Origin of the sequence: Rothia sp. HMSC072B03 (assembly GCF_001809565.1) — a bacterium.
In the GTDB taxonomy this organism is placed as follows: domain Bacteria; phylum Actinomycetota; class Actinomycetes; order Actinomycetales; family Micrococcaceae; genus Rothia; species Rothia mucilaginosa_A.
Map to the genome: position 1 here is coordinate 800,024 of NZ_KV797969.1, position 21,333 is coordinate 821,356.

Annotated in this window: 12 protein-coding genes; 10 read left to right on the plus strand and 2 right to left on the minus strand. The window is 63.8% G+C overall.

The window, feature by feature from the left end; genetic code table 11:
• Positions 1–233 precede the first annotated feature (233 nt).
• Both nirB and cobA read left to right on the plus strand, forming a co-directional pair.
• Positions 234–2,903 (plus strand): nitrite reductase large subunit NirB, encoded by a 2,670-nt coding sequence (gene nirB / locus HMPREF2630_RS06610; protein ID WP_049331300.1) that lies wholly within the window; start codon positions 234–236, stop codon positions 2,901–2,903.
• A 1-nt stretch (position 2,904) separates the two neighbouring features.
• Positions 2,905–3,816, plus strand: coding sequence for a uroporphyrinogen-III C-methyltransferase (gene cobA, locus HMPREF2630_RS06615; protein ID WP_049347424.1), 912 nt, complete (start codon positions 2,905–2,907; stop codon positions 3,814–3,816).
• A 351-nt stretch (positions 3,817–4,167) separates the two neighbouring features.
• Here cobA and HMPREF2630_RS06620 read toward each other — a convergent pair whose 3' ends face one another.
• Entirely contained in the window at positions 4,168–5,037 is an 870-nt protein-coding gene (locus HMPREF2630_RS06620; RefSeq protein ID WP_049344179.1) for a DUF6318 family protein, read from the minus strand.
• A gap of 280 nt (positions 5,038–5,317) precedes the next feature.
• Entirely contained in the window at positions 5,318–5,929 is a 612-nt protein-coding gene (locus tag HMPREF2630_RS06625) for a DUF6318 family protein (protein WP_239663160.1), read from the minus strand.
• Between the two features lie 1,471 nt (positions 5,930–7,400).
• Here HMPREF2630_RS06625 and ileS point away from each other — a divergent pair.
• The 8 genes from ileS to obgE all read left to right on the plus strand — a co-directional run bounded on the left by ileS (position 7,401) and on the right by obgE (position 21,312).
• A complete protein-coding gene (gene ileS, locus HMPREF2630_RS06630; protein WP_070484007.1) occupies positions 7,401–10,742 on the plus strand; it encodes an isoleucine--tRNA ligase in 3,342 nt (1,113 codons plus the stop codon).
• Positions 10,743–10,859: 117 nt separating this feature from the next.
• Positions 10,860–12,524, plus strand: a complete 1,665-nt coding sequence (locus HMPREF2630_RS06635; protein ID WP_070484009.1) for a bifunctional folylpolyglutamate synthase/dihydrofolate synthase — start codon at positions 10,860–10,862, stop codon at positions 12,522–12,524.
• A gap of 366 nt (positions 12,525–12,890) precedes the next feature.
• Positions 12,891–13,559 (plus strand): vitamin K epoxide reductase family protein, encoded by a 669-nt coding sequence (locus HMPREF2630_RS06640; RefSeq protein ID WP_070484011.1) that lies wholly within the window; start codon positions 12,891–12,893, stop codon positions 13,557–13,559.
• Between the two features lie 215 nt (positions 13,560–13,774).
• Positions 13,775–14,014 (plus strand): nucleoside-diphosphate sugar epimerase, encoded by a 240-nt coding sequence (locus HMPREF2630_RS06645; RefSeq protein ID WP_070484013.1) that lies wholly within the window; start codon positions 13,775–13,777, stop codon positions 14,012–14,014.
• A gap of 604 nt (positions 14,015–14,618) precedes the next feature.
• A complete protein-coding gene (locus HMPREF2630_RS06650) occupies positions 14,619–18,335 on the plus strand; it encodes an Rne/Rng family ribonuclease (RefSeq protein ID WP_070484015.1) in 3,717 nt (1,238 codons plus the stop codon).
• A 565-nt stretch (positions 18,336–18,900) separates the two neighbouring features.
• The gene (rplU, locus tag HMPREF2630_RS06655) at positions 18,901–19,212 is read left to right on the plus strand and encodes a 50S ribosomal protein L21 (RefSeq protein ID WP_005505764.1); all 312 of its coding nucleotides are present in this window, start codon (positions 18,901–18,903) and stop codon (positions 19,210–19,212) included.
• Positions 19,213–19,253: 41 nt separating this feature from the next.
• On the plus strand, positions 19,254–19,511 hold the full coding sequence (rpmA, locus tag HMPREF2630_RS06660) for a 50S ribosomal protein L27 (protein ID WP_049332527.1): 258 nt from the start codon (positions 19,254–19,256) through the stop codon (positions 19,509–19,511).
• A gap of 193 nt (positions 19,512–19,704) precedes the next feature.
• Positions 19,705–21,312, plus strand: coding sequence for a GTPase ObgE (gene obgE, locus HMPREF2630_RS06665; RefSeq protein WP_070484017.1), 1,608 nt, complete (start codon positions 19,705–19,707; stop codon positions 21,310–21,312).
• The last annotated feature ends 21 nt before the right edge of the window (positions 21,313–21,333 follow it).

Consider the following 21,333-nt stretch of genomic DNA (forward strand, 5'->3'; position numbering starts at 1 on the left):
AACAACATAATCCCACATAAAAATGTTTCGTAATTTTCAGGAGTTGCAGAAGATAAGAGGTTTCGCGGGGCCTTGCGCTCCGTTGGTACGACCCCCTTATCTTGGCAAATCCGGGATTTCCGTGTTGCGGCATGTGCGCCGCAAATAAGTTACGGGACGAATCCCAGGGACATAATCGCCGCCCACGGCGAGGATGCAGAGCTATCGCATCGCAAACTAGGAAAGGAAAATCTATGTCGAACACCCCCCGCAACATTCTCGTTGTCGGTGCAGGACCCGCCGCATGGCGTTTTGTTCGCGCATACCACGAGGGCGCAGAGGCAGCCGGTCGTGCCGCAGACACCATCACCGTGCTGAACGATGAGCCCTACACCCCTTACGACCGCGTTGCCATTGAGCAGCTCTTCAAGGACCCCGAGAAGGATCTGACCCTCGGCGATCCGGAGCTGTGGAACGCTGAGAACATCAACCTGGTTAACAACTGCCATGCCGAGAAGCTGGACCGTAACCGCCGCGTCGTCACCGACACCGAGGGCAACGAGTACCCCTACGACGTTCTGATTTTCGCAACCGGTTCCCGCGCGGTTCGCATCCCCATTCTCAACTCGGACGCCGCACACGTCTTCCGCACCGTCGATGATGTGAAGAACATGGTTTCCGAGGTCAACCGCCTGCAGTCCACCCTGGGCCGCGCACCCCGCGGCATCGTTGTCGGTGGTGGTCTGCTCGGTCTCGAGGCTGCTGAGGGCCTGAAGGAACTCGGCGCGGAGCCCACCATTCTGGACGTGGCTCCCTGGCTGCTCTCCGTCGAGGTGGACCAGGGCGGCGGTTACGCCGTGAACGCCCAGATCAAGGCAACCGGCATTGATATTGAGACCGGCGTGTTCATTTCCGGTATCAACAAGGATGCCGACGGTAACGTCGTCTCCGTCTCCATCGCAGACTCTCCCTCCGAGGACGCAAACATCCGCACCCTGCCCGCCGACATGGTGGTCTTCGGTGCCGGTATTCGCCCCAATGACGAGCTGGCTCTCGCCGCCGACATGCACATTGGCGAGCGCGGCGGTATCGTCGTCAACGACGCCTGCCACACCTCCGACGAGCACATCTGGGCTATCGGTGAGGTTGCTTGCGTGCTGGGCCGCACCTGGGGTCTGGTTGCACCGGCTAACGCTATGGCCGACGCAGTGGCAGCCAACCTGCTCAACGACAACGAAGAGGCAAAGGTCGAGGAATTCGACATCGCCACCAAGCTGAAGTTCTCCGGCGTTCAGGTGGCCGGCTTCGGTGACCGCCGCGGTACCACCGAGGGTTGCCTCGAGGTTCTGTTCGCTGACCCCGCTCGCGGCATGTACCAGAAGATCGTGACCAGCGGCGACGCCAAGACCCTGCTGGGTGGCGTGTTCGTCGGTGACACCGCTCCCTTCGACTCCCTGAAGCCCCTGCTGGGTCGCGAGCTGCCCGCCGAGCCGAACGTCTACCTGACCGCAGCTGGCGGCGGCGACGGCATCCCCGACACCGAACTGCCCGACGACGCAATCCTGTGTTCCTGCAACAACATTAGCTTCGGCACCGTGCGTGAGGCCATCGTTGACGGTAACCACGACGTGGCATCCCTGAAGGCCTGCACCACCGCCGGTACCCAGTGTGGTTCCTGCGTGCCCATGCTGCAGAAGACCCTCGAGCAGCAGATGAAGAAGATGGGCCTGACCGTCTCCAAGGCCCTGTGTGAGCACTTCGACTTCTCCCGTGCGGAGCTGGCCGAGGCCGTGCGTCTGACCAACCTGGACGACTTCGACTCCGTGATTGCTCGCTTCGGTCACGGCGGCGACGGCTGTGCCATCTGTAAGCCGACCGTTGCATCGATCCTCTCCTCCTTCCGCAACTCCTACGTGCTGGACTCCGGCCGCGGTGGTCTGCAGGAGACCAACGACCGCGCACTGGCAAACATGCAGAAGGACGGCACTTACTCCGTCGTCCCGCGTATTCCCGCCGGCGAGATTCCCGCCAAGAAGCTGGCCGTCATCGCCGAGGTTGCCGAGGAGTTCGGCCTGTACACCAAGATCACCGGTGCACAGCGTATCGGTATGTACGGTGCCCGCCTCGAGCAGCTGCCCTACATCTGGGAACGCCTGGTCGACGCTGGCTTCGAATCCGGTCAGGCCTACGGTAAGTCCCTGCGTAACGTGAAGTCCTGCCTGGGCTCGAGCTGGTGCCGCTTCGGCGTTCAGGACTCCGTCGGTATGGCAGTCCACCTGGAGAACCGCTACCGCGGCCTGCGCTCCCCGCACAAGTTTAAGTTCGGTGTCTCCGGTTGTAACCGCGAGTGTGCCGAGGCTCAGGGCAAGGACGTCGGTCTGATTGCAACCAGCAACGGCTGGAACCTGTACCTGGGTGGTAACGGTGGCGCAACCCCCGCCCACGGCCGCCTCTTCGTCAAGGACGCTTCCAGCGAGGACGTCGTGCGCTATATCGACCGCTACCTGATGTACTACATCCGTACCGCGGACAAGCTGCAGCGTACCGCTCGCTGGCTTGAGGACCTGGACGAGGAGCACGGCGATGGTCTGGCACACCTGCAGTCCGTCCTCATCGAGGACTCCCTGGGCGTGTGCGAGGACCTCGAGCGCGACATGCAGCGTCACGTGGATTCCTACGAGGACGAGTGGGCTGCAACCCTGAAGGACGAGCGTCGTCTGCGCCGCTTCCGCGCCTTCATCAACGAGCCCAACGGCAGCGACGAGGCATCGCACCTGTTCGTGCTGGAGCGCGAGCAGATTCGCCCCGCAACCCCCGAGGAGATTGCGGCCGTCAAGGCTGGCGAGTCCAACACCGTTCTGGTGACCGGTACCAAGATTCCCGTGGGTAAGCCCGGTGACCTCAACCCGGTTCCGGCAGCCTAGTATGGGCCCGAAGATTCCGCCGTTCCCGCCCCGCGAGTTCGCCACGATTGACGAGGTGCTCGCGGGCGGGGCGCCCGGTCACAGCCTGGATGACAGCGTGACCGAGCGCGGTATCGCCCTGCCCGGTGAGCGCGCCGAGCACCCCGGCAAGGTCTACATTGTCGGTGGCGGCCCCGGCGCCGTCGACCTGCTGACCCTGCGCGCTGTGCGTGCTCTGGGTGAGGCGGACGTGGTCCTGCTGGATCACCTCGCCCCGCAGGAGTACAGCGAGTACGCCCCCAACGCCCTCATCGTCGATGTGGGCAAGGTGCCCGGTAAGCACGCTGTTCCGCAGTCCCGCATCCAGCAGCTCATGATTGACTACGCGCTTTCGGGTAAGACCGTGGTGCGTCTGAAGGGCGGCGACCCGTACGTGTACGGTCGCGGCGCCGAAGAGCTGGATGCGTGCATCGCGGCGGGCCTGGAGGCCGAGGTGATCCCCGGTATCACCAGCGCTATCGCCGTTCCCGGACGTGCCGGTATCCCGGTGACCCTGCGCCGCGTGTCCTCGATCTTCACCGTGGTATCCGGCCATTCGGGTCTTTCCGAGGATGACCTGGCTGCGGTCGAGGCAACTCTGCGCGCCTCCGGCACCGTGGTGTTGCTGATGGGCGTGCGCACCCTGCCCGATACGGTGGCGTCTCTGCTCTCTCGTGGGATTGAGGGCGAGATGCCGTTGGCGACCATCGAAAACGGATTCTCCGAGAACGAGCGGGTTACCGTGACGACCCTGGAGAATGCGAAGGCCGATTGCGCCCGAGTGAAGCCGCCCGCCATCACCGTGATTGGCGAGGTCGTGTACTACGCCCGCGATGATCAGAACCGTTTCGTGAGCGAGGTTCACGAGCGTCTGCGCGAGCGTGCCACCTCGTAACGTTCCGCTATGTTCATGCTCCGTTTGTACTCCCGGTGCGATGCCCGCCGCGGGGGAGGAGCGTGAGGCATCAAGACATAGCCCCGCGTCCCTGGTTTTCCTAGTTGCCAGGGATGCGGGGCTATCGTCATGTTCGGAACGCGCGCGTGGGCCGGCTGCCGGACTGGGGGGGGGCTTAACACGGGCTTCCGTTCGCTCGGCATAATTGGCCGTGCAATTGGTTGCGTCACAATCGTCACCAGCGCAGACGGAAGGCACAGGCTAAAGGTCCAGACGAAGGGCGGGGCGGGTATCAGTTGAATTGATACCCGCCCCGCCCTCATAGCGTGGAAGCAAATCGGCCAGCTCAGTCTAGACTCCGGTACCGGAATATGAGCCACCGGAGGAACTCGAAGAGGAACCACCGGAACCAGCGAAAATCTTCTTGAAGCGTTCGCTGTATTCAGACCTGAAGAATTCCGCGCTGGTCACGTTCCACTTACCCTGGTCAAAGACCAGAATCACGGGAACCTGAATCGTACTTGCCTCCTGAACCTGGCTCGAGCCGTTCTGATAGGTCGTAAACTCGCTCGCCCAGTCTTCGCAGGGGAAGGACACCGCGCTCAGCTCAGTCGAGGCGTAAGCGCGCGTCCTGTACTCCGAGAGAATACTCATCTTATTCTCGTAGCCCTTGACCCAACCGCCCCTGGAATACAGGGTGTGGACGTTGAGAAGCTCGGCGCTGAGCTTGGTATCGTCCTTGTTCATGAGGTTGATAGCGTACTCAATCGTGCCGGTACGCATGAGGTAGACGTAAGAACTCTGATAGGCGCACAGGGTCTTGTAGGCACCCTCGAGGGTGTTGGTGCGCCGCGCCGTCTGATCGATGACCGGGGTGGGGACGTTCTTCGCGGGGGAGGTATCGGTGGCCTCGACGTACTTGTTCGACAGCTCCTTGTACTCGTACTTCAGGGGACCGAGGTACTTGTCACTATCCTTGAGGTATTCATCCTCGGGGATGATTCGGGTGCTGCCCGAGGCGCTGGAAGAAGCCGAAGCGGACGCGCTGTCGGAAGAGCTGGGAGAGGTGCTGGGAGAACCGCTGGGCGAGTCAGTGGGGGAAGCCGACCCGTCGGCAAGCGGACGGACATCCTTGGCGCATCCGGCCAGGGCAAGAGCGGCAAGGCCAATACCGCCCAGAAGGATATTGCGTCGGCTGGGTGCTTGATTGAGGAAAGACATCGTGGCCTCCTGATGTAGGCCCGCGTGGTGCGGCGTTTGTGTGTACGCCGGTATTGCGGGGGTCCTGTCGTATGGTGCGCGGTACGGATATACCCGGATGCTCGGCCCCAAAACCTCGGTGCGAGGAACGCGGGGGAGCATCCGGGTTCGACTATAAGTGACCCGTTTGAAAGGTTCGTCAAAAAACCCTGAACGTTATCTTTAAGTGCACGCTAACCCGAACTCGGGGAGGAACAGATGCTGAACCTACCCAACGCGAATCACCCGGAATCAAGCGGCCCTAGACACCGGCGGGTCCGTGAGAATCGCCGGAGCTGCCGGAAGAATCCGAACCGGTTCCTAGACGCTCGTTCATGTAGGGGACGCTAATCCTCCACCACTTACCCTCGGCGAAGAGCATGACGTGTGGCGTGGAATTCGGGGTGATGGCCGGGACCTTCCGCTCGGTGCCGTCGGGCTGGTGAACGGCGGTGGCTGAGTACTCGGCATCAACATAAATCACCACGTACCCGTCGCCGTCCTTCACCGCGCCCACCGGCTCCGTCTTCTGCATCGAAATGCTACAGGTGAACTCCATGTACCAGCCCTTCTGCTCGTAGAGTTCCTTGACCGCGTTAATCTCAGCGATAGCACTTCGATCTTCTGGATGGATCAGCTCCACCGCCTGAGACGCGTAGTGTCCATCCTTAAGCGTGGTGATGAGGGCGCTATAGTACGCACGCAACGTCTCGTAGGCACCCTCGAAAGTCGGTTCGTCACGGTGGGGAACAGTCTTGAGGGGCTTGGGCACGTTCTGCGCCGGGGCGGATGAAGTGGCCGGCTGATACTCGCCGGTGTACTGGCCGGTCAACTTCAAGGTGTTGGAACGGGCGCTCGAAGAGGGTGAGAACATCGGTGAACTCCTTGAATCTAGCCCGAGATGAGCTCGGGACACCCGGGATGGGTGCGTGGTCGTATTCGTGATAGTCGTGGTTCGCGCGGGACAAACCCGGCTGCGTAACCGGAAGGCCGGAAGGTGCCTTGGGCGTGCTCTGCCGTTGGGACGGAGCGCACGCATGAATCAACGATGAAACCGCGGGATGTGCGCCGTTACGGTTTGCACTAATCCAGCTCGTGCAGGTCTGGAACCGTCAGCTTTGACGGGTTCCTCATGACAGAAGCCCTAGAATCATCATTGATGCATATATGGGTTATTTTATATTAATTGAGTTCAAAATGCATGAAATTAAGCCTTAGTAATCCCTGGGGGAATTTTGAATCCGGGTGGCGGCAGCCGATTCCAAGGTGCCGAGATTGCATCACGATGACGGGAGTAGGGGGGGTGATAGGCGGGTGCGAAGCACATTGGAGAACATGATTTATATCACATTTAAGACCTGGAACCTCTGGGGGAGTGACTAAATTTCTGGCAATGAGACAGGGTGGGTGGGACGCGCAACTCTCCCTCGGGAGGGTCTGGAATCTATCGAATGGGCGAAGAAAACGGGCTAATTAGCCAAGGAAAATCGCTCCGCAATCCCCGAATATGCACTCTATTCACTCGCTATACATCACCCCGTGGGTCGCAAGAATTAGTTCCCACACCGGGGGTGGAGGGGCGAAAAAATTCGCGGGATGAATATCTAGTGGACGGGTCTTCTTCTCAACCCAATATCTTGTGGTTGCCCGAAAGGTGTTTTCAAAAATTCGATGCCAAAATTCAAAACCAACTTAAAGCCACAATGCGTCGATGCAAAAACATACATTGGGTGACACATCCGAGTACACGGCTCGCGGGGGTCCATTAAGGACCCTCGGGGCTCGGAAACTCGCGGAAAAGTAACTCGTCTATTCCCCGGACCCTGTGGGGACAGTAGGGGAGTGAGGGCGTTCAAACCCACACCGATCGGGGTTGCATTCGGAACCAAAAGCCACATAAACTATTAGTGTTTGCAACGACCCGGCCATCACCGGCGAGCAATTCGGAAGAACGGACCGCACCTGCGGGCGCCCGTCAATCGCTGCGGCGAGGGCGTCTTAGCGGAAGAGATGTAGTCCCAGTAGAACCGGACGGTTAAGCCCGATATAGCTGTAATAAGCGACTGATACCCGCCCAACGCGCCGCTCTTCCGGTGGCTAGGCATCGCGGACACGCGACGCCACGCAGCCCCGGAAGGGTTCGGTGCGTTGAGCTGGTTAACTCAGTAAGCAAGGTGGTACCGCGCCGCATCCTAAGCCCCGGCACAGTCCGGCAGTCCAGCGATGCCCAGGCGTCCTTGCACCCGTCATGTCAACCCTCACCGGCTGAGAGGCGACGAGTGCACGCACCCGCGTACCGCGTCCGTTGCCTCAACGATGAGAACAACAAGATAAGGGCGCACCCAATGTCTAACGTATATCCCAAGGCGAGTGCCTTCGAAGCCGCAGGAAGCGGCGTCACCGCATCGCCCAAGTTCCCCGCACTCGAAGAGGCAGTCCTCGACTACTGGAAGAAGGACGGCACCTTCGCCGCATCCGTCGAGAACCGCCCCGCAGGCGAAAACGGCGAAAACGAGTTCGTCTTCTACGACGGCCCTCCCTTCGCTAACGGCCTGCCCCACTACGGCCACCTGCTCACCGGCTACGCCAAGGACCTCGTCGCCCGCTACCAGACCCAGCGCGGCCACAAGGTCGAGCGTCGCTTCGGTTGGGACACCCACGGCCTGCCCGCAGAGCTCGAGGCAATGAAGCAGCTCGGCATGACCGACAAGCGCGAAATCCTCGAAATGGGCATCGACAACTTCAACGACGCTGCCCGCGCCTCCGTGCTCAAGTACACCAACGAGTGGGAAAAGTACGTCACCCGCCAGGCGCGCTGGGTCGACTTCGAAAACGACTACAAGACCCTGAACGTCGAGTACATGGAGTCCGTCATCTGGGCGTTCAAGCGCCTCTACGACAAGGGCCTGACCTACCAGGGCTTCCGCGTGCTGCCCTACTGCTGGAAGGACGAGACTCCTCTCTCCAACCACGAGCTGCGCATGGACGACGACGTGTACAAGGACCGCCAGGACCAGACCGTCACCGTCGCATTCCGCCTCACCGCAGACACCGCCCTCGGTGCCGACGAGAAGATCGCCGCGGAACTCGACGGCGTTGAAGCACTCGCATGGACCACCACCCCCTGGACCCTGCCCACCAACCAGGCACTCGCTGTCGGACCCGAGATTGAATACTCCGTCGTACCCGGCGCAGGCAAGTTCGAGGGCCGCTCCTTCCTGATCGCCTCCGACCTGCTCGGCTCGTACGCCAAGGACCTCGGCTACGAAGGTGACCAGCCCGAACAGGACGCAGCCGCAGCCGTCACCGCACGCTACACCGGCTCCCAGCTCGAGCACGTGCGCTACACCCCGCTGTGGGACTACTTCGCAGACACCGAAAAGTGGGGTACCGAAACCTCCTGGCAGATCCTGGTCGCAGACTACGTCTCCACCGGTGACGGTACCGGTATCGTCCACCAGGCACCCGCCTACGGTGAAGACGACCAGAAGGTCTGTGAAGGCTACGGCATCCCCGTGATCCTCTCCCTCGACGAAGGCGCAAAGTTCCTGAACCTCTTCGCCGAGCCCACCGCATCCGGCTCGACCGCCCTGGCAGAAATCGCGGGCGTGCAGGCGTTCGACGCGAACCGCACCATCATCAACGCCCTCAAGGCAGACGATACGCTGATTCGCGAGAAGTCCTACGTGCACTCCTACCCGCACTGCTGGCGCTGCCGCACCCCGCTCATCTACCGTGCAATCACCTCCTGGTACGTGAAGGTCACCGACTTCAAGGACCGCATGTACGAGCTGAACAAGCAGATCAACTGGATCCCGGAGAACGTGAAGTACGGCCAGTTCGGCAAGTGGGTTGAGAATGCACGCGACTGGTCCATCTCGCGTAACCGCTTCTGGGGTTCCCCGATTCCCGTGTGGGTTTCGGACGACCCGAACTACCCGCGCATCGATGTGTACGGCTCCCTCGAAGAGCTCAAGGCAGACTTCGGCCGCCTGCCCCTGAACAAGGACGGCGAGCCCGACCTGCACCGCCCGTACATCGACGAGCTGACCCGCCCGAACCCGGACGACCCGACCGGCAAGTCCACCATGCGCCGCGTGGAAGACGTGCTCGACGTCTGGTTCGACTCCGGATCCATGCCCTACGCACAGGTGCACTACCCCTTCGAGAACCAGGAATGGTTCGAAAACCACTACCCGGCAGACTTCATCGTCGAGTACATCGGCCAGACCCGCGGCTGGTTCTACGTGCTGCACGTGCTGGCCACCGCGCTCTTCGACCGCCCCGCGTTCAAGAACGTCATCAGCCACGGTATCGTGCTCGGCTCGGACGGTCAGAAGATGTCCAAGTCGCTGCGCAACTACCCGGACGTCTCCGAGGTCCTCGACCGCGACGGCTCCGACGCGATGCGCTGGTTCCTGATGTCCTCCCCGATCCTGCGCGGCGGCAACCTGATCGTGACCGAGCAGGGCATCCGCGAGGGTGTTCGCCAGGTCATGCTGCCGCTGTGGAACGTCTACCACTTCTTCGCCCTGTACGCTAACGCCGCCAACAACGGTGAGGGCTACAGCGCCAAGCTCAAGTACGACTCGCAGCACGTGATGGACCGCTTCATCCTCGGCAAGACCCGCGAGATGATTGAACAGGTCACCGCGGCGATGGACTCCTACGACATCTGGAACGCCTGCGAGTACCTGCGCCAGTACGCCGACGCGCTGACCAACTGGTACGTGCGTCGCTCCCGCGAGCGCTTCTTCAACGAGGACACCGACGCATTCGACACCCTCTACACCGCGCTGGTGACCGTGTCGAAGGTTGCCGCATCCCTGCTGCCGCTCAGCAGCGAGGAAATCTACCGCGGCCTGACCGGTGAACGCTCCGTGCACCTGGCTAACTGGCCCGAGGCATCCGCCTTCGCCGACGAGTCTGACCTGCTGGCTCTCATGCAGACCGTGCGTGAGGTCTGCTCCGCCGGTTCGGCACTGCGCAAGGAAAAGAAGATCCGCGTGCGCCAGCCGCTGCAGCAGCTGACCGTGGCGATCGCACCCGAGCAGTTCGCAGCCCTGGGTACCGCATTCGGCGAGAAGGGCGCGGAGTACTTCGCGACCATCGTCGAGGACGAGCTGAACCTGCGCGAGGTGACCCTGGTCAGCGCCGACACCGTCGACCCGGCTGACTACGGCATCTCCCAGCAGCTGAAGGTGAACGCTCGCGCCGCTGGCCCGCGTCTGGGCAAGCAGGTGCAGGTGGCCATCAAGGCCTCCAAGTCCGGTGACTGGACCGTGACCGAGGACGGTACCGTCCTGGTCGGCGTGAAGGCTCTGGACGGCGGTCTGGCCCTGGAAGAGGGCGAGTACGAGCTGGTGACCGTGGTCGACGCCGACGCCGAGGGCGCCGAGCACACCGCGGCTGCGGTTCTGCCCGGCGGCTTCCTGGTCCTCAACATCGAGCTGACCGATGAGCTGGTTGCCGAGGGTATCGCTCGCGACACCATCCGCGCTATTCAGCAGGCACGTAAGGACGCCGACCTGAACGTGGCGGACCGCATCAACCTCTCCATCGAGGCACCCGAGGAGACCCTGGCAGCCCTGCGCGCCAACGAGGCACTGGTGACCGGCGAAACCCTCGCCGTGTCCCTGCAGCTGACCGAAGGCCCCGAGCTGTCCATCAGCGTGGCTAAGGCCTAATACGCCTGAACCGTACGGCCGTCCCGCCCCTTCACGGGCGGGGCGGCCCGTCGTCTATCCCGCCGCACGGCGGGGACTCGGCCGGTGCCGCAACCGGCTATCCCAGTGAGGAGAACAATGAGCGAGAAGAATTACCCCGCAATTCCCGATCCCGAGGGCGTGGAGCGGGTCTACGGCGAGCTGCTGGCGCGCGCGCCCGAAAACAAGATGGCACCGCGCCTGGACGCGGTAGCCCGCGCCGTCGAAATCCTGGGCGATGTGCACCGCGCCGCCCCGGTGATCCACATTACCGGCACGAACGGCAAGACCAGCACCGCCCGCATGATTGAGGCGCTGCTGCTCGGCCACGACCTGCGCGTGGGCCGCTTTACCAGCCCGCACCTCGAGAGTGTCACCGAACGTATCTGTATCAACGGCGCGCCCGTGCCGGACGCCACCTTCGTGCGCATTTGGGAGGAAATCGCCCCCTACCTGCGGATTGTGGACGCAGAGATGACCTCCCGCGGCGAGCCCGCCCTGACCTTCTTCGAGTCCATTACCGTGCTTGCCTTCGCGATTTTCGCGGATGAGCCGGTGGATGTGGTGGTGCTCGAGGTCGGCATCGGCGGCACCTGGGACTCCACGAACGTTGCTGACGGCATGGTCTCCGTGGTCACCCCGATCGGTCTGGACCACACCGATATGCTCGGTGAAACCCTTGCCGAGATCGCAACCGAGAAGTCTGGCATTATCAAGCCCGGTGGCTTCCTCGTCTCGGCCGTCCAGGAGCCCGAGGCCGCCGACGTCCTGCTCGCCTCCGCCCGCGAGAAGGAAGCAACCTTCGCCTTTGAGGGAGTGGAGTTCGGCGTGGTCTCCCGTGAGCTTGCGGTCGGCGGTCAGCTGCTGACCCTGCGCGGCCTGGCGGGGGAGTACCCGGACGTGCCGCTGTCGCTGCACGGCGCGCATCAGGCGCAGAACGCCGTGGTGGCTCTCGCCGCCGTGGAGGCGTTCTTCGGCGGCCAGCGTCAGCTGCCCGAGGACGTGGTGCGCGCTGCCTTCGAATCGGTGCGCTCGCCGGGCCGCCTGGAGGTGGTGCGTACCGAGCCGCTGACCATCCTGGACGCTGGCCACAACCCGCACGGCGTGCGCGCCTCCGCGGCCGCGCTGACCGAGGCGTTCAAGCTTTCGCACCTGCACGCCGTGGTCGGCATCCTGGGGGAGAAGGACGCCCTGGGCATGTTCGAGACCATGCGCGAGGAGTACGTGGACGCCTCGGACGGCACGTTCCGCCTGTACCTGTCGGCCTCGGATTCGCCGCGCGCGATTGCCCCGGAGCGCCTGCACGAGCTCGCCCTGGACGCTGGCATTGACGAGGACTCGATTGAGGTGTTTGAGCACCTGGACGAGGCGATTGCCACCGCCATGGAGAACGCCCTCTTCGAGCAGGAGTCGGCGGGTGTGCTGATTACCGGCTCGATTACCGTGATTGGCGAGGCACGTACCCTGCTGGCCAAGCACGTGGAGGCGAAGACCCCCGGTGCCGAGGCAGAGGAACTGCCGGACGAGCTGCCCGCCGAGGCGGGCCTGTACGCCGGTTCTGCGGGTGCCGCCTCCGCGGCGACCCTGGCTGCTGCTGCTGCGGCGGCTGCCTCTGCTGAGCCGGACGAGCTGCTGAACGACATCATGGCCGAGCTGGGCGGCGAGCCCGGGCAGGGTCCTTCGCTGGAGGACTCGCTGGGCCTGCCGCTGGGCGACTCGTACACCGAGGATTTCTTCGGCGACGAGGACTCCGAGGAGGACTAGCCCGGCTAACCGCCGGACGGCCCAAATCCCCGAAGACCCCGGGAAAGAAGCGAGAGAGAACAAACGGTTACGTCTGACCCCGAACGGGCCAAAAAAGCGCGGTATCGCGAAATAATTGGTCGGATGACGTACTGATTACCGCCGGAAGAGGCTAGGATAGTTGAGATGCCGAATCCGGGGTGCCTCCGTGCACCACCGGATATCGCCCGTTCCCGAAGCCTCGGCTCGGGCCCGCCCAGCGGGACGAAACCACCCGACCCGAGCACGCCTCCGGTCCTTCCGGGACCGCGAGCAGAACGGGGCACGGCATATTCCGGACAAACCACGGTGACACACCACGGTCAACCAACTACCACAAGGAGTCGCATGAGTACCGCCGCATCGAGTACCACCGAACCGCCCCAGGCCGAGAACGAACACACCGGTCGGCTGGAGGGAGCGGAGGGAACGACGACCCCCATGGATCGCCGACTGGGGTGCTGGCTGATTTGTGCCGGTCTCGTCGCCCTGGCCTCCGCTGCCATTCTGGTGTACGAGCGCCTGCAGATTTACGTTGACGCCGGCCACACCACGGTCTGCGACATCAACGGCCTGCTGAGCTGTGGCACGGTCATGCGCACCCCGCAGGCCGAGGCCTTCGGCTTCCCGAACCCCTTTATCGGCCTGGTCGGTTTCTCCATCGTGGTGACGATTGGCGCGGCGATTCTGGCCGGGGCACAGTTCAAGCGGTGGTTCTGGATCTGCCTGAACATCGGCCTGGGTGCCGCGGCGGCCTTCATCATGTGGCTGTGGTTTGAGACGACCTTCCATATCAACGCTCTCTGCCTGTTCTGCATGATCGTGTGGGTCATGACCATCACCCTCTTCGTGAAGACCACGGTGCGCAACATCTCGGCTGGCGTCATTCCCGCCTCGCCGTCGGTTCGCGAAAGCGCCCGCGCCTGGTCGTGGTTCGCGATTGGCCTGTGGCTGATTCTGATTTTTGGTATCATCGTGATTCGTTTCTTTGACGTCATCATGGGCATGATGCAGTAACCCCTCGGTTTTGGAGCCGAAGGGAACGCCCCGGTAGCCCGGCTGCCGGGGCTTTTCTACACCCCGTTTCTGCACCCTGTTACTGCGCCCGCTGCACCGAATAGGGCGGAGCGGATGCGCGCCCGCCTCAGCCTCTGCGAGGGGAGGGGCCCCGCACGTGCGGTTCCTCGTGCGTATAATGGACGGGTACATTCCTTTGCCCACTGAGGAGAACCGTGAAGACTGCCGGAATGGCCACGATGGGTGGCTCCGCCGTAATTTTCCTGATTGCCCTTCTGCTGCTGACCGCCGGTCACTTTTCGCTGCTGTGGGTTATCCTGCTGGTCCTCTCGCCCTTCGTCTTTATCCTGGGGGTTCCCTTTGCGACCGGTTCGGGCCCGGAGTATCTTCCGACCGACCCGAAGCTGGCGCAGCAGGCACGCGAGGCTCGCGACGCCGAGCTGGGCCTGGACTAACCTCTCTCTTTGGCGATTCCCGCAGGGTCACCGGGGGAGTTCCGCCCTATGCGCACCCCGCTTCGCGCGGGTGTCTCCAAAATTTTTGAACGAAGCCGGATGGTGCACGCGCGCCGTCCGGCTTTCTTGCGCCTCGCCGGGTTTTTCGCCCGCCTCTTAAGCCCGCATCCCGGGTAGCCTCGAGGGGGCCGCGTACGGGTATAATGAAAGACGGTGTCTTGTGCGCCCCGCACGCGCAGAAGATCCCCACCACCGCATCGAGGGAGAGTACCCGTAAGCACCGGCCGTAAGCCGCGGAGCATGACTGTCGCACCGCGCGGACCGGACCGCATCGGCGAAGAATCCCGAAGACCGGCAGGACGCCCAGGGAGGGCGTGGCCGTGCTCGATCGCGGGGTGGCTGTGACCGTTGCGGTGCGCGTTGCGTTCCGCCCGCTCGCCCCCACGAATGACGGCGCTGAAAGAGATAGCGCCCGGGCCGCGCCCCACGTATGCGCGCTCGCAGGGAGAGGCTTGAGCCGCGGTGACGGCAACTAGGCTTTGCGCTGTATGCGCGCTGTCAAAAATCCTCGCGATGCGGAGCGGGGTATGACGAAAGAAGATTAATGTCTGACGAGAAGAACGTCGAACTTGGGGTTTTTGAGGCGCTGAACGCCCTCGCGGAGGAGAAGAACGCCTCCGCAGAAACCCGTGAAACTCTGCGTAAGAATGTTCGCCAGAGCTCCGAATCTCAGGCCGCTCCCGCCGAGCGTCGCCGCCCGGGACGTCCGAAGAAGGAGAAGGCTCCCGAGCTTCCCCTGGACGAAGCCATCGCCACGGGCCTGACCAATCTGCGTAACGCTAAGGCTAAGCACGCCCCCGCGCCGAAGGCCGCCGCTCCCGCGGTGTCCGAGGCCGAGGTTGCTTCGACCCTGAACAGCCTGTTCGCGGCAGCTGAAGAGCAGCCCGCCGAGGCTGAGGCGGCGGAGGCTCCCGCCGCCCAGGAGCGCGTGGCGAAGGTTGAAGAGGTCGCCAAGGTTGAGAAGGTGGCCAAGGTCGAGACCGTCGAGAAGACCGCCAAGGTCGAAGAGGTCGCCAAGGTCGAGAAGGTGACCACGGCGGAGAAGGCCGAAGAAGCCGCAGAAGAGACCGCCGAAGCCGAATTTGTTGAGGGCGAAGCCGCCGCGGAAGCCGAGGTTGAGGCCGAGGAGGCCGCTGAGAAGCAGGCTGAGAACGCCGAGGCCGGCTCCGCAGACGCGGAGCCCGCCGCAACCGAGGGCGTGGCCGAGGTGCTCGAGGCCGAGGTCTCCGCCGTCGAAGAAGCCGCCGAGGAGAAGGCACCCGAGGAGCCCGCCGAACCCGTTAAGACCCTGAGCGACCTGCAGCGCGAAAAGCTGCAGGAGCTGCGCTCGCGCACCCCCATGGGCGCGATGCCGCTGTTCGTGGCCCCCGAGCCCGAGGAACTGAGCGAGCTCGCCGTGGCCGCCAAGCTCGAGCGTGAGGCCCGCCGCGCCGCCGCCGAAGAGCAGAAGCGCAAGGACCGCATGGAGCGCCGCCGCGAGGAGGCCGCCGCGGAGGCAGAGGTCACCAGCCACCGTCGCCGTCGCCGCCGCCGCGGTACCGAGGACATCGAGATTGAGGGCGGTGCTGAGGATGACGTCGAGACCGTCACCAAGGTGCGTGCACCGCGCCTGGCCGACTCCCACGCATCCAACACCGTGACCGGTGTGCGCGGCTCCACCCGCCTGGAGGCCAAGCGCGTGCGTCGTCGCGAGTCCCGTTCCCTGGGCCGCCGCCGCCACATCGTGACCGAGGCCGAGTTCCTGGCTCGCCGCGAGTCCGTGGACCGTCAGATGCTGGTTCGCCAGAAGGATGGCCGCATCCAGATTGGTGTGCTCGAGGACGGCGTGCTGGCCGAGCACTTCGTGTCGAAGACCCAGCAGGACTCCCTGATTGGCAACGTGTACCTGGGCAAGGTGCAGAACGTGCTGCCCTCCATGGAGGCCGCCTTCGTCGATATTGGACGCGGCCGTAACGCCGTGCTCTACGCGGGCGAGGTCAACTGGGACGTCACCGGCCTGGACGGCGTGCCCCGCAAGATTGAGAACGCCCTGAAGCCGGGCGATTCGGTGCTGGTGCAGGTCACCAAGGACCCGATTGGTCACAAGGGTGCCCGCCTGACCAGCCAGGTTTCCCTGCCGGGTCGCTTCCTGGTGTACGTGCCGGGCGGTTCCATGACCGGTATTTCCCGCAAGCTGCCCGACACCGAGCGTGCGCGCCTGAAGAAGATTCTGAAGGACAAGCTGCCCGAGGGTGCCGGCGTGATTGTGCGCACCGCGGCCGAGGGCGCCTCCGAGGAGGAGCTGACCCACGACATTAACCGCCTGCGCGCGCAGTGGGAAGAGATTCAGGAGAAGGCCAACTCCCGCAAGGTGCTGGCCCCCGAGATGCTCTACCAGGAGCCCGACCTGATGATTAAGACCGTGCGTGACGTCTTCAACGAGGACTTCACCGCGATGATTGTTCAGGGTCAGGACGCCTGGGACTCCATCGAAGCCTACGTGACCTATGTGGCACCCGACCTGATTTCGCGCCTGCAGAAGTGGGACGGTGAGGACGACCTCTTCGACCACTACCGCATCAACGAGCAGCTGGCTAAGGCGCTGGATCGCAAGGTCTACCTGCCCTCGGGCGGCTCGCTCGTGATTGACCGCACCGAGGCCATGACCGTGGTGGACGTGAACACCGGTAAGTTCACCGGTAGCGGCGGCAACCTCGAAGAGACCGTCACCAAGAACAACCTGGAGGCGGCCGAGGAGATCGTGCGTCAGCTGCGTCTGCGCGATATCGGCGGCATCATCGTGATTGACTTCATCGACATGGTGCTCGAGTCGAACCGCGACCTGGTGTTGCGTCGACTGATTGAGTGCCTGGGCCGTGACCGCACCAAGCACCAGGTGACCGAGGTGACCTCGCTGGGTCTGGTTCAGATGACCCGCAAGCGCCTGGGTACCGGCCTGCTCGAGGTCTTCTCGGAGCCCTGCGAGCACTGCGCCGGCCGCGGTCTGATCGTTCACGATCAGCCGCTGAGCGGCCGCAGCGGTGGCGCCTCCGACTTCATTCACCGCCACGACCGTAACGAGCGCAAGCGTGCCCGTTCGGCCTCCCGCGAGGATTCACGCGACCAGCAGAAGCAGGACGCCCTGGAGTCGAAGAAGGCCGAGCGCCGCAACGCGATGGCCGCCGTGGCAGCCGCCTCCGTCCAGAACGAGAGCGGTTCGGAGGAGACCACCTCGACCCGCAAGAAGCGTAAGCGCCGCAAGCGTTCGCGCCGCGCCGAGACCGCTGAGCTCTCGCTGGAGCAGGAGATTCAGGGTATCGCCGAGGCGAGCGAGCAGGCCCACGCCGAGGTCGCCGAACGCGAGCAGAAGGTCGCCGAGGTAACCGACGGCCAGTGGGTTGGCGAGCAGGGCGGCTTCTCCCTGGAGCAGCTGGCCAGCGCCTTCGACCGCGTGGAGGAGGAAGCGGTCGCCAAGGAGAAGGACGAGGAACAGCCTCAGCGCGAGGAGAAGAAGTCCCGCTCGGGCCGCTCCCGTAAGAATCGCTCCGAGAAGCGTCGTGAGCTGGACGATACCGCAATCGCAGCGGTGGAGGGTTCGGATGCCGGCGTGCTGGATCACCACGTTGATCCCGAGCTGGATCCGCGATTCAGCCGCTCCTCGGATCGTTTTGAGGCGATTCGCGCGGGTGAGGCGAAGGCCCGTGCCTCGCAGAAGGCCGGCCGCATCGCTCGCCCCGAGGGTGAATCTTCCCGCCCGGATCGCGAGGAGCGTTCCTCCAAGCGTCGTTCCGAGCGCGCCGAGCGTTCCGAGTCGAAGAAGGCTGAGTCGAAGCGCGCTGAGCGTGAGGACCTGCGCATCGAGGACGTCCGCGAGACTCCCCGCGCATCGCGTCGCCGCGCACGTCGCGCCGCCGAATCGGCCGAGCAGAACGGTCAGCGCGAGCAGGGCACCCGCCCGGTCGTGACCGGCGTGATTGGCGCCCCCTCGGCTGAGCCCGCCGAGCCGCAGCAGGAGAAGGCAGAGCAGAAGCCGGCCCAGCCCGCAACGGTTGTGTCGTCCGCTCCGGCCCCGCGCAAGCGCCGCACCCGCCGTGCCGCTTCGAGCGCCGGCGCGGGTTCGAAGGTCGTGACCGTCGATACCGCCGAGAGCGCTCACGGTTCCGTGGTGGCTTCCGCATCCGTGGCGGATGTGGCCCCGGCCATCGAGGAGGCTTCGGCTCCGACGATGCTCGGCATCGGTGTTGCCGCCGCCGACATTAAGCGCCTGGGCAAGGACGACTAGCCCCGCGGCTCACGCGTAGCCCCAACTGACGAAGGCCCCGACGGGTGGAGGAATCCACGCTGCCGGGGCCTTCGCCGTTTCAGCTTTGTTATTTCGCGCCCGCCGTTCGCCCGCCGTTCGCCCGCCGGGGGAGCGCGTGAAGGGAGCCTACCGAGAATGTGCCGGGGGAGTGCGCCGGGAGGCGGGGTTGAGGAGCATCACGCCGCATCCACACATTTCGGTGAGGTGACTCTATTGCGCGGCCCGTCCCTCATGCCGTATTCTTAAGGACTGGTGTTTATCTCAGTGAAGCCCTATCGACGCAGGGCCAGCGGGAGACACCGCTCCCACCCGCATCGTCTTCGGCTCGGTCGAGTACTCGGCCGAGGTTGGAACGTGCGGGAGAGAGACACCACCGGTGAGCCTCGCGTGTTGGCTCCGGCGGGCAATCCCGTCGGAACGCACGGGCCGTTCCTCCTTTTCGCGGTTATTCGACCGGCGGGGGAGGGCGCACAGCAATGAAAGCGCAGGCTGCTCATTCGAGTGAGATTCAAGAAGCAAGTTGTCGAGAAAAGTGAGTCCCATAGTGGCATACGCGATTGTACGCGCTGGCGGCCGCCAGGAGAAGGTTTCCGTCGGCGACCTCGTTACCCTTGACCGTGTTGCAGGCGAGCCCGGCAGCACCATCGAGCTGCCCGTGCTGCTGCTCGTCGACGGTGACAAGGTCACCGCTGACGCAAAGTCCCTGGCTTCCGCCAAGGTTGTTGCTGAGAAGGTCGAGGACCTGCGCGGTCCGAAGATCGTTATTCAGAAGTACAAGAACAAGACCGGTTACAAGAAGCGTCAGGGCTTCCGCGCTGAGCTGACCACCGTCAAGATTACCGCTATCAACGCGTAATCGAAGCGAACCGGAATTCAACCCTAAGGTAGGAATACAGAATGGCACACAAGAAGGGCGCAAGCTCCACCCGTAACGGTCGTGACTCGAACCCCCAGTACCTCGGTGTTAAGCGCTACGGCGGCCAGTCCGTCAACGCAGGCGAGATCATTGTTCGTCAGCGCGGCACCCACTTCCACCCCGGCCTGAACGTTGGCCGCGGTGGCGACGACACCCTGTTCGCTCTGGCAGCAGGCACCGTCGAGTTCGGTACCCGCAAGGGCCGCAAGGTCGTTAACATCCTGGCTGCAGCTGAGTAATACTCACCGCTAGGGCAGAGGGGGTAGGCGCGAGTCTACCCCCTCTCGCTATAACTCCCATTCCGCGAGCAGCCCGCACGCTGTGCGGTCCTCGCGAGGAGGCGCGCCCCAACCCGGCTGCGCCTGCCGATGCATCCGCCCACCGGGCGTTGAGGCGTCGGCGAAGAGAAGACTTTCCAAGATAGGAGAACCCGTGGCGGAATTCGTGGACCGCGTGGTCTTGCATGTTTCCGGCGGTCGCGGAGGCAACGGTTGCGTCTCCGTGCGACGCGAAAAGTTTAAGCCGCTGGGCGGCCCGAACGGCGGTAACGGTGGTAATGGTGGCGCGGTGATTCTGCGCGTCGATAACCAGACTACGACCCTGCTGGAGTACCACCACAGCCCGCACCAGCACGCCCCGAACGGTGATATCGGCCGCGGCGATATGCACCACGGCTTTAATGGCGAGGACCTGATTCTGACCGTGCCGCAGGGCACCGTGGTGAAGGACCGCGAGGGCAATGTCCTGGCTGACCTGTTGCACGTTGGCGACGAGTACATCGCCGCGCGCGGCGGTATGGGCGGCCTGGGTAACGCCGCGTTGGCCTCGACGAAGCGTAAGGCCCCCGGCTTCGCGCTGCTGGGCACCCCCGGCGAAGAGGCTGACATTGTTCTGGAGCTCAAGTCCATTGCGGATGTGGCCCTGGTGGGTTACCCCTCGGCCGGTAAGTCCTCGCTGATTGCCGCTATCTCCGCGGCACGCCCGAAGATTGCGGATTACCCGTTCACGACCCTGATCCCGAACCTGGGCGTGGTTCAGGCCGGCGATGTGCGCTACACCGTGGCCGATGTGCCGGGCCTGATTGAAGGCGCGTCGGAGGGACGTGGCCTGGGCCACCGCTTCCTGCGTCACGTGGAGCGCTCCTCGGCGCTCGTGCACGTGATTGACTGCGCGACCCTGGAGCCCGGCCGCGACCCGATCAGCGACTTCGAGGTGATCCGCGGCGAGCTGCAGAACTACGAGGTCGACCCGACCGCGGGAGTGACCGTGCCACTGCACGAGCGTCCGCAGATTGTGGTGCTGAACAAGATTGACGTGCCCGAGGCCCGAGAGCTAGCCGAGTTCGTGCGCCCCGAGTTCGAGGAGATGGGCTTCAAGGTCTTCGAGATTTCGACCGCCTCGCACGAGGGTCTGAAGCCCCTCATCTTCGCGATGGCGAAGCTCGTTGAGGAGGACCGCGCCGCCCGTGCCGCCGCCGAGAAGGAGGCCGAGCGCGTGACCGTCGAAACCCCCGTGATTCGTCCGAAGGGCTTCCGCAACAAGAAGAAGCAGGAGTTCACTATTCGTCGCGAGGAACGCAACCTGGAGCCGCTGTTCCGCGTGATTGGCGAGAAGCCCGAGCGCTGGATTCAGCAGACCGACTTCAACAACGATGAAGCGGTCGGCTACCTGGCGGACCGCCTGGCCCGCCTGGGCGTTGAGGACGAGCTGTTCAAGGCTGGCGCCCGCGCCGGCGACGCCGTGGTGATTGGTGAGAGCGACAACTCGGTGATTTTCGACTGGGAGCCGACCATGATCGGTGGCGCCGAGCTACTCTCCTCCCCGCGCGGTACCGACGTCCGCCTGGAGGAGATTATCCGCCCGACCCGCGCCCAGAAGCGCGTGGAGTACAAGGAGCGCATGGATGCGAAGGCTGCGGCTCGTGCCGAGCTGGAATCCGAGCGCGTGGCAGGCGTCTGGACCGAGTCCGTGGAGTACCGCAAGAAGCTCAAGGAGGGCAAGGTCGACGAGAATATCGACATGCCCGGCACCGAGGACTAGGTAGAGTCCACATCGTGGCGA

Coding starts and splice junctions, on each gene's coding strand:
- nirB (WP_049331300.1), top strand. CDS start 234: ATGTCGAACACCCCCCGCAACATTCTCGTTGTCGGTGCAGGACCCGCC.
- cobA (WP_049347424.1), top strand. CDS start 2,905: ATGGGCCCGAAGATTCCGCCGTTCCCGCCCCGCGAGTTCGCCACGATT.
- HMPREF2630_RS06620 (WP_049344179.1), bottom strand. CDS start 5,037: ATGTCTTTCCTCAATCAAGCACCCAGCCGACGCAATATCCTTCTGGGC.
- HMPREF2630_RS06625 (WP_239663160.1), bottom strand. CDS start 5,929: ATGTTCTCACCCTCTTCGAGCGCCCGTTCCAACACCTTGAAGTTGACC.
- ileS (WP_070484007.1), top strand. CDS start 7,401: ATGTCTAACGTATATCCCAAGGCGAGTGCCTTCGAAGCCGCAGGAAGC.
- HMPREF2630_RS06635 (WP_070484009.1), top strand. CDS start 10,860: ATGAGCGAGAAGAATTACCCCGCAATTCCCGATCCCGAGGGCGTGGAG.
- HMPREF2630_RS06640 (WP_070484011.1), top strand. CDS start 12,891: ATGAGTACCGCCGCATCGAGTACCACCGAACCGCCCCAGGCCGAGAAC.
- HMPREF2630_RS06650 (WP_070484015.1), top strand. CDS start 14,619: ATGTCTGACGAGAAGAACGTCGAACTTGGGGTTTTTGAGGCGCTGAAC.
- rpmA (WP_049332527.1), top strand. CDS start 19,254: ATGGCACACAAGAAGGGCGCAAGCTCCACCCGTAACGGTCGTGACTCG.